Origin of the sequence: Pseudomonas gorinensis (assembly GCF_042015035.1) — a bacterium.
GTDB classification, from domain to species: Bacteria; Pseudomonadota; Gammaproteobacteria; order Pseudomonadales; family Pseudomonadaceae; genus Aquipseudomonas; species Aquipseudomonas gorinensis.
Genome location: NZ_CP167125.1, coordinates 2,335,833 through 2,348,530 on the forward strand (window position 1 = coordinate 2,335,833; position 12,698 = coordinate 2,348,530).

The 12,698-nt window shown below is 60.0% G+C and carries 13 protein-coding genes; 6 read left to right on the forward strand and 7 right to left on the reverse strand.

The genetic code is table 11. The annotated features are described in order from the left end of the window. The first annotated feature begins 142 nt into the window (after positions 1-142). Positions 143-880 (forward strand): DUF599 domain-containing protein, encoded by a 738-nt coding sequence (locus tag AB7933_RS10720; protein WP_024074307.1) that lies wholly within the window; start codon positions 143-145, stop codon positions 878-880. A gap of 105 nt (positions 881-985) precedes the next feature. On the opposite strand, the gene AB7933_RS10725 is transcribed toward AB7933_RS10720, so the two are convergent. Continuing rightward, entirely contained in the window at positions 986-1,237 is a 252-nt protein-coding gene (locus AB7933_RS10725; protein WP_012723095.1) for a hypothetical protein, read from the reverse strand. 158 nt (positions 1,238-1,395) lie between these two features. Between AB7933_RS10725 and AB7933_RS10730 the strand changes: the two genes are divergently transcribed. From AB7933_RS10730 to AB7933_RS10745, 4 genes are all read left to right on the forward strand, one after another. Beyond that, a complete protein-coding gene (locus AB7933_RS10730) occupies positions 1,396-1,872 on the forward strand; it encodes a PaaI family thioesterase (protein ID WP_024074308.1) in 477 nt (158 codons plus the stop codon). Continuing rightward, positions 1,869-2,321: a PaaI family thioesterase gene (locus AB7933_RS10735; RefSeq protein WP_024074309.1), complete on the forward strand. Its 453-nt coding sequence runs from the start codon at positions 1,869-1,871 to the stop codon at positions 2,319-2,321. Before AB7933_RS10730 ends, AB7933_RS10735 begins: the two co-directional genes overlap by 4 nt. 89 nt (positions 2,322-2,410) lie before the next feature. Next, on the forward strand, positions 2,411-4,315 hold the full coding sequence (htpG, locus tag AB7933_RS10740) for a molecular chaperone HtpG (protein ID WP_041161130.1): 1,905 nt from the start codon (positions 2,411-2,413) through the stop codon (positions 4,313-4,315). A gap of 107 nt (positions 4,316-4,422) precedes the next feature. Further along, on the forward strand, positions 4,423-5,151 hold the full coding sequence (locus AB7933_RS10745; protein ID WP_024074311.1) for a dienelactone hydrolase family protein: 729 nt from the start codon (positions 4,423-4,425) through the stop codon (positions 5,149-5,151). A 114-nt stretch (positions 5,152-5,265) separates the two neighbouring features. Here the strand turns inward: AB7933_RS10745 and AB7933_RS10750 are convergent, their stop codons facing one another. After that, positions 5,266-6,132 carry a pirin family protein gene (locus tag AB7933_RS10750; RefSeq protein ID WP_024074312.1) on the reverse strand — a complete coding sequence of 289 codons (867 nt, stop codon included), beginning with the start codon at positions 6,130-6,132 and terminating at the stop codon, positions 5,266-5,268. A 64-nt stretch (positions 6,133-6,196) separates the two neighbouring features. After that, complete coding sequence (locus AB7933_RS10755; RefSeq protein WP_024074313.1) at positions 6,197-6,613, reverse strand: OsmC family protein; 417 nt, start codon at positions 6,611-6,613, stop codon at positions 6,197-6,199. Positions 6,614-6,752: 139 nt separating this feature from the next. On the opposite strand from AB7933_RS10755, the gene AB7933_RS10760 reads away from it, so the two are divergent. Then, positions 6,753-7,766, forward strand: coding sequence for an amidohydrolase family protein (locus AB7933_RS10760; protein WP_024074314.1), 1,014 nt, complete (start codon positions 6,753-6,755; stop codon positions 7,764-7,766). A gap of 107 nt (positions 7,767-7,873) precedes the next feature. Here the strand turns inward: AB7933_RS10760 and fabB are convergent, their stop codons facing one another. The 4 genes from fabB to AB7933_RS10780 all read right to left on the reverse strand — a co-directional run bounded on the left by fabB (position 7,874) and on the right by AB7933_RS10780 (position 12,698). Then, positions 7,874-9,094 carry a beta-ketoacyl-ACP synthase I gene (gene fabB / locus AB7933_RS10765; protein ID WP_024074315.1) on the reverse strand — a complete coding sequence of 407 codons (1,221 nt, stop codon included), beginning with the start codon at positions 9,092-9,094 and terminating at the stop codon, positions 7,874-7,876. Positions 9,095-9,105: 11 nt separating this feature from the next. Further along, positions 9,106-9,621, reverse strand: a complete 516-nt coding sequence (gene fabA / locus AB7933_RS10770) for a 3-hydroxyacyl-[acyl-carrier-protein] dehydratase FabA (RefSeq protein ID WP_024074316.1) — start codon at positions 9,619-9,621, stop codon at positions 9,106-9,108. Positions 9,622-9,870: 249 nt separating this feature from the next. After that, positions 9,871-11,772, reverse strand: a complete 1,902-nt coding sequence (locus AB7933_RS10775; protein ID WP_024074317.1) for an ATP-binding protein — start codon at positions 11,770-11,772, stop codon at positions 9,871-9,873. Beyond that, on the reverse strand, positions 11,769-12,698 hold the full coding sequence (locus AB7933_RS10780) for an ABC transporter substrate-binding protein (RefSeq protein ID WP_024074318.1): 930 nt from the start codon (positions 12,696-12,698) through the stop codon (positions 11,769-11,771). The genes AB7933_RS10775 and AB7933_RS10780 overlap by 4 nt, the downstream gene beginning before the upstream one ends.

Below are 12,698 nucleotides of genomic sequence, written 5' to 3' on the forward strand. Positions count from 1 at the left end.
CCGTATCAATCGATACGGGGCATTTTTTATGCTTTATGAAACTACACCTTCTAAAGTTGGAACTGGATCAGTGTGGGAGGGGGCAAGCCCATCCCACCTTTGAACCGCATTCCGCCATCATTCACCCTGTAATAGGACCCGCATGTCGTTCGTCGAAGCCAATCAGATCCACCTGCTTGCTGCCCTCTGGTTCATCCTGTGTTGGGGCGGCTACACCCGTTATGCCACCTGGAAAGCCCGAGACACCGCGTGCCTGGCCAGCGTGCTGCATTTGTATCGCGAGGACTGGATGCGCCGCATGCTGTTGCGTGACAACCGGATCGCCGACGCCAGCGTGATCGGCAATCTGGAGCGTAATGCCTCATTTTTCGCCTCCAGCACCTTGATCATCCTCGCCGGCATTCTCACGGTGCTGGGTGCTTCCGAGCGGGCGGTGTCATTGCTGGCGGACATCCCCATGGTGCAGCAGGCCTCCCAGGGCATGTCGGAGATCAAGCTGCTCTGCCTGGCGCTGGTCTTCGTCTATGCCTTCTTCACCTTCAGTTGGTGCATGCGTCAGTACAACTTTGCAGCGGTGCTGGTAGGTTCGGCACCGATGATCGGCGAGCGGCATGTGTCCGAGCAGGAGCGAAAGGCATTTGCCTTGCGAGCGGCACGGGTTATCTCGATGGCAGCCAATCAGTTCAACTTCGGCCTGCGTTCTTATTACTTCGGCATGACCATGCTGGCGTGGTTTGTCAGCCCGTGGTTATTCATGTTGATGAGCGGCGGGGTGGTGCTGGTGCTGTATCGCCGAGAGTTTCATTCCGACGTACTGCAAGTGATGGTGTATACCCAGACGGATACGCCACCTCCGGAAGCGCTCAAAGAAGTGGCTTAGGCTGGATCAGCGTATTAATACGGAGAGTAAAGAACAGCAGACAAAGTAAAGCCCGCTATTTAAGCGGGCTTTCTTTTTGCAGCGAAGCTAATTCAAGCCGCGGTCTCAAGAACCGGTGGCAGGGGTAGCGGGTGCAGCTTCTTTCGCAGCGGCGGCGTTCGATTCAGCCTGAGCTTTGGCAGCATCGGCGTTTTCTTTCGCAGCGTCGTTCACTTTATCCTGAGCTTTGGCCATATCTTTCTGAGCTTGCTCAGAATGCGCGGCGGCATCTTGGGCTTTGTCTTCGGATTTTTTATCGCAGGCAGCGAGACCGAGGGCAGCGGCCAACATCATGGAAATAGCTAAAGTCTTGCGCATGGGGTGTTTCTCCTTATTGAAGATATCTACTGGCCTTTCGAACGTGGGGGGCCAGCATTAGTTCCTTTTATTGCGTAGATATATAAACCTCGCGCGCCAAGGAACTTTCGCCCGTGGCGCCCACTCCGCGGATCAACACTAATAAGAGTCTGGAACGAATGACCGAAAATCCACTGTTAGCGCGTGCCACACGCTTTGTATCGGCGTTGCGCCATTGTCAGGTCCTGGGTATTACCGTTCATCACGCAGATGGAGAGGGTATGACGCTGGTCCTGCCCTACGGGCCGCACATAGTCGGAGACCCCCTGAGCGGGGTGATCCATGGCGGCGCCTTGACCTCGTTGATGGACACTGCCTGCGGCATGGCCACCCTGTGTGTCTTGCCGGAATTCGAGGTGTGTCCGACCCTGGATTTGCGTGTGGACTACATGCATCCGGCCGAACCGCACAAGCCGGTGTACGGCTTCGCCCAGTGCTACCGGGTGACCAGCGACGTGATCTTTACTCGGGGCTTCGCCTATCAGGACGACCCCCAGCAGCCCATTGCCCATGTGGTGGGCACGTTCATGCGCATGGGTAAACGCCTCAAGGGCACGCAGGGATTGGGCAGCACTGTCCAGGGAGAGAAAGCATGACGCACCGGTTCAAAACCCGACTCGAACAAGCCCATCAGCGCGGTAACTACGCGGTGCTGCTCGACCTGATCCCCTACGCCAGGCTGATCGGCATCGAGTGCACCCGCCTGGGCGATGAATTGTTGTTCCGCATGCCGGCCAACCAGGACAACATTGGTAACCCCATATTGCCGGCACTGCACGGTGGCGTGATTGCCGGCTTTATGGAACTGTCGGCGGCGTTGCACCTGCTGGTGTTTACCGGTGCGCCGGGGCTGCCGAAGATTATCGATTTCTCCCTGGATTACCTGCGCGCCGGGCAGTTTCGCGACACCTATGCCAAATGCCAGGTATGGCGCCAGGGCCGTCGCGTGGCCAATGTGGCGATCACCGCCTGGCAAAGCACCCCAGCGGAACCGATTGCCACTGCGCGTGCGCATTTCAAGATTGAGGAAGTGGCCCGCCCTTGAAATCCTGGTCTTAGCCCCCAACTTTGATGACAACCCGCCGCCAACCCTCTAGGGCGCGGCCACTGCCATCCAATTGGAGTTTGATGACCATGAGTGTGGAAACTCAAAAGGAAACCCTGGGCTTCCAGACCGAGGTGAAGCAACTGCTGCACCTCATGATCCATTCGCTGTATTCCAACAAGGAAATCTTCCTTCGCGAATTGATCTCGAACGCCTCTGACGCTGTCGACAAATTACGTTTCGAAGCCCTGTCCAAGCCTGAGTTGCTGGAAGGCGGCGCGGAACTGAAAATCCGTGTGAGCTTCGACAAGGACGCCAAGACCGTCACCCTCGAAGACAACGGTATCGGCATGAGCCGCGAAGAAGCGATTACCCACCTGGGGACCATCGCCAAATCCGGCACCGCTGACTTCATGAAAAACCTCTCGGGCGACCAGAAGAAAGATTCGCACCTGATCGGCCAGTTCGGCGTGGGCTTCTACTCCGCCTTCATCGTCGCCGACAAGGTCGAAGTGTTCAGCCGTCGCGCCGGCCTTGACGCCAGCGAAGGCGTGCATTGGGCTTCGAAAGGCGAGGGCGAGTTTGAAATCGCCACGATCGACAAGGCTGACCGCGGTACCCGCATCGTGCTGCACCTCAAGCCCGGTGAAGACGAGTTCGCCGATGGCTGGCGCCTGCGCAACATTATCAAGAAGTACTCCGACCACATCGCTCTGCCGATCGAATTGCCGAAAGAGCAGGCTGCTGCCGAAGGCGAAGAAGCGCCAGCGGTTGAGTGGGAAACCGTCAACCGCGCCAGCGCGCTGTGGACCCGTCCGCGTACCGAGATCAAGGACGAGGAATACCAGGAGTTCTACAAGCACATCGGTCACGACTACGAAAACCCGCTGAGCTGGAGCCACAACAAGGTTGAAGGCAAGCTGGAATACAGCTCGCTGCTGTACGTGCCGGCCCGTGCGCCGTTCGACCTGTACCAGCGTGAAGCGCCGAAGGGCCTGAAGCTCTACGTGCAGCGGGTGTTCGTGATGGACCAGGCAGAGTCGTTCCTGCCGCTGTACCTGCGCTTTATCAAGGGCGTGGTCGACTCCAATGACCTGTCGTTGAACGTGTCGCGGGAAATCCTGCAGAAAGATCCGATTATCGACTCCATGAAGTCGGCGCTGACCAAGCGCGTGCTCGACATGCTGGAAAAACTGGCGAAGAACGAGCCTGAGCAATACAAGGGCTTCTGGAAAAACTTCGGCCAGGTCATGAAAGAAGGTCCGGCAGAAGACTTCGCTAACAAGGAAAAAATCGCCGGCCTGCTGCGCTTCGCATCCACCCAGGGTGACGACGGCGAGCAAGTGGTGTCCCTGGCCGAGTACCTGGCGCGCGCCAAGGAAGGCCAGGACAAGATCTACTACCTGACTGGCGAAACCTACGCTCAGGTCAAGAACAGCCCGCACCTGGAAGTCTTCCGCAAGAAAGGCATCGAAGTGCTGCTGCTGACCGACCGCATCGATGAGTGGCTGATGAGCTACCTCAACGAATTCGACGGCAAATCTTTCGTCGATGTGGCGCGTGGCGACCTGGACCTGGGTAACCTGGACTCTGAAGAAGAGAAGAAAGAAGCCGAAGAAGTCGCCAAGGCCAAAGAAGGCCTGGTTGAGCGGATCAAGGCGTCCTTGGGGGATGCGGTCAGTGAAGTGCGGGTCTCCCACCGTCTGACCGACTCCCCGGCGATCCTGGCTATTGGTGAGCAGGACCTGGGCATGCAGATGCGCCAGATCCTCGAGGCCAGCGGCCAGAAGGTGCCGGATTCCAAGCCGATCTTCGAATTCAACCCGGCTCACCCGCTGATCGAGAAACTCGACGGCGAGCAGAGCGAGGAGCGGTTTGGCGACCTGTCGCACATCCTCTTCGACCAGGCGGCCCTGGCCGCTGGCGACAGCCTGAAAGACCCGGCCGCCTATGTGCGCCGACTGAACAAGCTGTTGGTTGAACTGTCGGTTTAACACCGTTGTAGAAAAACCCGCTTCGGCGGGTTTTTTCGTTTGGAGGCGCGAGCAAGCTCGTTCCTACAGCCCATTTCCGTTCTAGTGATCTTCAACTGGAGAAAATGATGAGCCAAGTCACCGTGCGTTCCGTGGTCTATCAGATTGATGGCCAGTCTTATGAAAGCCGCCTGGCGTTTGATGCCAGCCACAAAGGTCCGTTGCCAGGCCTGCTGATGGCGCCGAACTGGATGGGTGTGAGTGCGGGTGCCGAGGAGATCGCCAAGCGCGTTGCCGCCAAGGGCTACGTGGTGCTGATCGCCGACCTGTATGGGCAAAAGGTTCGCCCATCGAATGGTGATGAAGCCGGCGCGGCGATGATGCCATTGAAAAACGACCGCCCGTTGCTGAATAAGCGTATGCAGGCAGCCTTGGAGCAGTTGCAGGGCCAGGCCGAAGCCGCCGTGGATACCTCGAAGCTGGCGACCTTCGGTTTCTGCTTTGGTGGTTGCTGCTCGTTGGAACTGGCGCGTACCGGTGCGCCGTTGAAGGCTGCCGTGTCGTTCCACGGCACCCTCGATACGCCGAACCCGGCGGATGCCAAGAACATCAAGGGCTCGGTGCTGGTGTTGCATGGCGCTAGCGACCCGTTGGTGCCCAAGGAGCAGTTGCCGGCCTTCGAAGATGAAATGAACGCGGCCGGTGTGGATTGGCAACTGCTGAGCTACGGCGGCGCGGTGCATTCTTTCACCGATCCGCACGCCAATGTGCCGGGCATGATGATGTACGACGCGAAGACCGCTGCGCGGGCTTTCCAGTCGATGCACAACTTGCTGGATGAAGTGTTCAAGGGCTAAATCTTCAGCGTCTGTTCCGGCCTGATCGGGGGCACGCGCCTTCCCACACTTGATTGGATTCACACGGTCAAAATGTGGGAGGGGCGGTGCGACGATTCGACTTGCCCCCGATAGCTATCTCACAGGCAACTCAATTCTTTCTGACTCCCCCGGCACCGTCGGCCAATCCCCTGCGGCCCAGCGCTGCCTGGCCTGCTCAATCCTGGCCGGGTCACTCGCGACAAAATTCCAGTTGATCCTTCGCGGCCCATCCAGCGGCGCACCGCCAAACACCACCAAGTGGCAGTCGCTTTCGACAGACAGCGTCATTTCCTGGCCGGCTGGCAATACCACCAGGCTGTGCACCTCAAGTGGCTCACCGTCCAACTGAGCTTCACCCTCCAGTACGTACACCGCGCGTTCCTCGTGTTCATCCGGGATCAGCAAGGTAGTGGCCGGCTGCATCTGCACCTCGGCATACAACGTGGGCGATAGCACCGGTACCGGCGATGTGAGGCAGAAGCCACTGCCGGCGATCAAGCGGATCTGTACGCCCAGATTGTCACTCACTGGCAGGCTTGCCGCGGGGTGATGGCTGTAATGGCCAGGTCCGCTCTCATGATCCTTGGGCGAGGCCAGCCACACTTGCAGGCCGTGCAGGTTGGATCCCTTGGTCTTGAGCGGCTCCGGCGTGCGTTCGATGTGGGCAATCGCGCTGCCGGCGGTCATCCAGCTGACATCGCCAGCTTGCACCACCTGGTCCGACCCTAGGCTGTCCTTATGCTGCAATGCGCCGTCGAACAGGTAGGTGAGGGTGGACAGCCCGATATGCGGGTGCTGGCGGACATTCATGCCGCTGCCCGGTGCATAGTGGGTGGGCAGCATATGGTCGAAGAACACAAAGGGCCCGACACTGCGGCATTCGCGCGACGGCAGCGGGCGCAGGATGGGTTGGCCTTCGACATCTTCGGCGCGAGGGCGGATCACGGTGAGGGTGGTCATGGTGCGTCCCAGTCTGAGCGGGTTAGATGATGCAGAGCATAACCCGCTCGACGGGAGGTTGCTGCTATTGGCTGAAGGCGCCTTCGGACAATTGAGTCTCAATGGTGACTTCGGCGGTAGTCATCAGCTTGTGTACCGGGCAACGGTCGGCAACACGGTGCAATTCGTTGCGCTGCTCGTCGGTGAGCACGCCCTTGAGGGTCAGCTTGACGTTGAGCTTGTACTTGCCCTTTTGCTCCTCGGTCGCATCGTGGGTGACTTCCACGGTGACGCCCGTCAGCGGGATGTCCTTTTTCTGTGCATAGAGCTTGACGGTCAAGGCCTTGCAGGACGCCAGTGCGGCATCGAAATAATCGTGGGGAGAGGGCGCTGAATCGTCGCCCCCAAGGCTTTTGGGCAGGTCGGTGAACAGCTCATGGTTATTGATATTGACGCTGTGACGAAAGTTATCGTGGTTCAGCGTGTTGACGGTAACAGGCATGGCAAACCTCACTAAGGGGGCAGGATGAAGGTCTTGCAGTTATAGAGCATGCTGGCACTTAGGTGTTCCGTGTTTTTCGTGATGAACCCGGATGTATCACCCACGGTCTACCCGTATCAGCCCCTATCGAGGTGTTACCGTGCCCTGGACCCGCCTGAGTCTAGCCCTGTTGCTCGCTGCCAGCAGCCTTGCCGTACAGGCTCGCGATTATGCCTACAGCGATGCGCACCTGCATTACGTGGACTTCTTCCAGGAAACGGCGGGCATGGACAAGCTGCTCAAGGCGATGGCGGATAATCGCATTGAGCATGTGATGATTTCCGGCATCCCTGTGGCGAAGAAATGGCACGAAGACGAACCCAAGCGCCCGCGCTACTACGCCGGCGATGACGCGGATGCCTACTGGTACAGCGCCACCGATGTCATCGTCGCGGCAGCGATCAATGCACTGACGCCGGAGCAACGCTCGCGCTTTCATCCGTTTCTTTCCGGCTTCAACCCCAACGACAAGAATTCCGCCGCCCATATCCAACGCATGCTCGACCTCAACCCGGGGCTGTGGCAGGGCATTGGCGAAGTGTTTACCCGGCATGATGACCTGACCGCGCTGACTTCCGGTGATACACCGCGGGCCAATAACGAAGCCATGACGCGCATCTATCACCTGGCCGCCGAAAATGACCTGCCGGTGATGTTGCATTCCAACATCACCTCCAAGCGCGAGCGCAACCCGCTGTACCTCGCTGAAGTCGAACAACCGCTGCGTAATCATCCGCACACTCGGTTTATCTGGGCCCATGCCGGCACCAGCAAGGAAATCCATCGCCATCAGGTGCAGATGGATTTTTTGCTGCCTACGCTGAGCCGCCTGCTGGAGGCATACCCCAATCTGTATATCGATCTGTCCTGGAGCATGCTCACACCGTATTTGCTCGATGAGGCGGGTAAGCCCCGGCCGGAATGGGTTGCGCTGGTAGAGCGCTTCCCGGAGCGCTTTATGCTGGGGTCGGATGTGGTAGGGCGTTTCAACAAGCTGGGTAAGGAAATGCGGGGCTTTGATCCCTTCCTGAATGCGTTGCCTGAAGAGGTTGCGCACAAGGTGGCGCGGGATAACTTTCTGGCCATCCTGCCCAAGCCCCGTCGCGGCGGTTAGATTGAGGCGGGCTTGCTCGCGATGCAGTCGACACCGTCTGAGATTTCATCAGCCAAAAAAAAGCCCCGAACCAGTCGGGGCTTTTTCATGTGATCAACCTGCGGGGCTTACTTGCCCTGCCAGCGTTTCAGCACCAGGGTGGCGTTAGTGCCACCGAAGCCGAAGCTGTTGCTCATCACGGTGTCGACTTTTACGTTTTCCACGGTCTTGGTCAGGATCGGCATATCGGCCACGACCGGGTCGATCTCTTCGATATTGGCCGAACCGGCCATGAAGTTGCCTTCCATCATCAGCAGGCAGTAGATCGCTTCGTGAACGCCGGCGGCACCCAGGGAGTGACCGGACAGGCTCTTGGTCGAGCTGATGGCCGGGGCCTTGTCACCGAATACCGCACGTACGCCTTCCATTTCCTTGGCATCGCCGACCGGAGTCGAGGTGCCGTGGGTGTTCAGGTAGTCGATCGGGGTATCCACGGTTGCCATTGCCATCTGCATGCAGCGGATGGCGCCTTCGCCGCTTGGCGCAACCATGTCGTAACCATCGGAAGTGGCGCCGTAGCCGACGATTTCCGCGTAGATCTTCGCACCACGGGCCAGGGCGTGTTCCAGCTCCTCGACTACGACCATGCCGCCGCCGCCGGCGATGACGAAACCGTCACGCTTGGCGTCGTAGGCGCGGGAGGCTTTTTCCGGGGTGTCGTTGTACTGGGTGGACAGGGCGCCCATGGCGTCGAACAGGAACGACTGGCTCCAATGTTCTTCTTCACCGCCACCGGCGAACACGATGTCCTGCTTGCCCAGTTGGATCTGCTCAACGGCAGTACCGATGCAGTGAGCACTGGTCGCGCATGCGGAGGAGATCGAGTAGTTCACGCCCTTGATCTGGAACGGCGTGGCCAGGCAGGCGGAAACGGTGCTGCCCATGGTCCGCGTAACGCGGTACGGGCCAACGCGCTTCACGCCTTTTTCGCGCAGGATGTCCAGCGCTTCCATCTGGTTCAGGGTGGACGCGCCGCCGGAGCCGGCGATCAGGCCGGTGCGCACGTTCGAGACCTGGTCAGCGCTCAGGCCGGAGTCGGCGATCGCATCTTTCATGGCCAGGTAGGCGTAGGCGGCAGCGTGGCCGACGAAGCGGTAGATCTTGCGATCAATCAATTCTTCGAGGGGCAGGTCGATGGAGCCGGAAACCTGGCTACGCAGACCCATTTCGGCATATTCCGGGTTGAATCGGATGCCAGGGCGACTTGCACGCAGGTTAGCGGTGACGGTCTCTTTGTCATTGCCCAGGCAAGAAACGATGCCCAGACCAGTGATAACGACGCGGCGCATGCGGATAACCCTTAAAAGTTGTCAGTGGAAGTGAATACGCCGACCCGAAGGCCTTCGGCAGTATAGATCTCGCGACCGTCGACGCTCACCGAACCATCGGCGATGGCCAGGTTCAGCTTGCCCCGGAGGACGCGCTTGATCTGAATGTTGTAGGTGACTTTCTTGGCGGTCGGCAGGACCTGGCCAAAGAACTTCACTTCGCCCGAACCCAGGGCGCGACCGCGGCCCGGCAGACCTTGCCAGCCGAGGAAGAAACCGACCAGCTGCCACATGGCGTCAAGGCCCAGGCAGCCCGGCATGACAGGATCGCCTTCGAAATGGCAGGCGAAGAACCACAGGTCCGGGGTGATATCCAGCTCGGCGACCAATTCACCTTTGCCGTACTTGCCACCCTCTTCGCTGATATGGGTGATGCGATCCACCATCAGCATGTTCGGGGCGGGCAGTTGCGCGTTACCTGGGCCGAACAGCTCACCGCGACTGCAGCGCAGCAGGTCTTCCCGAGTAAAGGCGTTTTGTTTGGTCATGCGAGCTCCTCAATAATCCCATGCGGCAGGGTAGGGCAAATCTTCCCGAACCGACTGAAGCGTTCATGCCTCATCTCGGCAGCCTACACATAGACTATTGCGTTGTAGTGAAAGTCACAGCGTCAAGGCACTGAATGTACACTTGTTCACTGAAATTTTAAACCGGACCCGTTTATAGGCCCGTTCGGGTGCCTAAGACTGCCGCACTTTCGTGTTTCACGCCAGTCGGACTTGGCTGATGGCGCTGCGCTATTGCACCCAGCGCTGCAGGATTTGCTGCAAATCCGTGCGTTTGAACGGCTTGGCCAGGTAATCGTTCATTCCGGCAGCGAGGCAGGCTTCACGGTCGCCCTGCAAGGCATTGGCGGTGAGGGCGATTATCGGCAGGTCGGCGCAGCCCGGCAGTTGGCGAATCTGCCGGGTGGCCTCGTAGCCGTCGATCAGCGGCAGTCGGCAATCCATCAGGATCGCGGTGAATATGAGGCTCTCGGCGCTGCGGATCGCTTCGGCGCCGTCGGTGGCCAGGCTCACCTCGAATCCGAGGCTGCGCAGCATGGCTTCGACCACCGTGCGGTTGACCGGGTTGTCCTCCACCAGCAGCACGTGCCGGCCTTCGCCGGCGCCGGCTTTGCCTTCGGCATCCTGGGCAATGGCCGGCAGGCTGTGCTGGTCGATGGCCAGGGGGATTTCCAGGGTAAACACCGAGCCACGGCCTTCTTCGCTCTGGGCCCGCAGGGTGCCCCCCATGCGTTCGGCCAGGGTCCGGGCGATTGGCAGGCCCAGGCCGGTGCCGCCGTAACGTCTTGAAATGGAACTGTCAGCCTGCTGGAACGCGTCGAACATCAACTCCAGGCGCTCGGCAGAAATGCCGATGCCGCTGTCGCGCACGGTGCAGGTAAACCATAGCAGTTCATGGTCGAGGGTTTGCCATTGGGGTTCGACGCTGACCGTGCCGTGCTCGGTGAACTTCAGGGCATTGCCGATCAGGTTCACCAGGATCTGGCGGATACGCGTGGGGTCGCCCAGCACCCGCAACGCCCCCATGCCTGGCGGAATCGGCAGGGTCAGGGCCAGCCCGCGCTGTTGGGCGCTGTGCTGGAAGGCCTGGGCACAGCTATTGATCAGGTCCGCCAGGTTGAATGGAATATGTTCCAGCTCCAGGGCGGCGCGTTCGATGCGCGAGAAGTCGAGGATGTCATTGATGACCTTGAGCAAATGCTCGGTGGACTCGGACGCCAGCGCCGCGTATTCGGTCTGCTCCTCGGTCATTTCGGTGGTTTCCAGCAGTTGCAGCATGCCCAGCACCCCGTTCATGGGCGTGCGCAGCTCATGGCTCATCATTGCCAGGAATTCCGACTTGGCGTTGTTTGCCCGTTCAGCTTCCTCCCGGGTCTGGATCAACTGGGCCATGGCCTGCTGCTGTTCGCGACTGGCCTGGTTGAGGCCTGCGGCCAGGTTGTTGATATGCCGCGACAGGTCGCCCAGCTCCGAATCATCCACAATCGGCAGCGGCGTCTTGTAGTCGCCTTGTTGGATGGCTTTTACCGCGTTGCCCATCGCGCTGATCGGTTGCGACAGGCTCGCCGCCAGGCGCCTGGCGAGCAGGAAGGTAAACAGCAGGGCGAAGAGGGCCAGGATGCCGGCCTTGAACAGGATCTCCTGCTGGCGCTGGCTGAAGGCGTCGTTGGACATGCCGACGATCACCCGACCCAGGTAGTCGGCGCGGGGAGCCTTGGGTTCGTTGAGGTTGTCCTGGAAAAAGTCATTGCCCAGCTGGATATGTTGCAGGCGAATCGGTGCCTGGAACACTTTTACCGACAGCGAGCGGTCGTGTTTTTCCGAGGGTTGTTCGACGTACACCAGGATGTTCTCAGCGCTGTCCTGGATCTCCAGGAAGCGCACATGGGGGGTGGCCAGCGTCGCGCGCAGCAGGCTGTCGAGCACGTCGTTGTTGCCGGAGATCACCCCGTATTCGGTGGCGGGGGCCAGTTGGTTGGCGATCAATTGGCCGGTGTGGTCCAGTTCCTGGCGCAGGTCCTGGATACGCACGAAGGTGAAAAAACTGATCAGCAGCAATGTCAGCAACAGCGCCGGGCCCAGGGTGATGAGCTGTGTGCGGGTGTTGATGTCCCAACGACGACGCAGAGTCATGGGCGTTTTTCTCCTTCGGCCAGGCGGGCGGCGACGTTGGCTTCGTCGACCTGTTCGATGCCCAGTGAGCGTGCGACTTGCGGGTTGCCCACCACTTTGAAGTGTTCCGGGTACAGCGCGCGTGGCCAATTGGCCGGCGAATGGTCAAGCAGGCGGTCGAGCACGGCGAGCCAGTCGGCCTGGTCACTGTAGGTGCTGGCCAGGCTGCCAGCCTTGACGAACCCGGCGTTGGGGCCCACCAGCGGCAATTGCCGGGCGTAGCTGCTCAGCAGCAGGTTCTTCGCGGTTTTCGGGTTATACAGCTGCGGGTCGTCGAGGCCGAGCAGCACGTCACTGTTCTTGAACAGGTTCAACAACGGCCGGCTGTCATTAATGTTGTCCCACCGCTGCGGCACGATCTCCAGGCCCAGGGGCGCTGCGTACTGGGTCAGCTCAGGGAGCAGGAATTCGCTGTCGGTGCCGTAGAGCACGCCGATGCGCCGCGCCTGAGGCAGGATGCCGGTGATCAGGCGTAACTGACGATCCAGGGGCGGGTCGCTCCAGAGCAGGCTGATCCTGGCGGGCAGGTTGCTGCCCAGGCGTTGCCGGGCTTGCAGGCGGCTGATACGCAAGACCAGGGTCGGCGGGCCCTGGGTGTCCTGCAGGCGCCAGTCGAGGCCGGGCAGGTCCAGCAGGATCAGGCGGGTGCCGGCGGGCAAACGGTTTGGCGCCGGCAGGTCCTTGAGGGGAGTAAAGGTCACGTGGTCTTCGGGACGCTGGCGGGCCAGTGCCTGGGCGAAGGCCTGGACGCCCGTGCCGTCTTCGGCGGCGGTCAGCAGGATGTCGGCACCCCAGGCCGACCCGGTCAGCAGCAGGCATGCCAGCAGCACACAGCGCTGGCAAAACCTTGAGATAAAAAAGAGGGTCATCCTTGACTGATCGCCCAT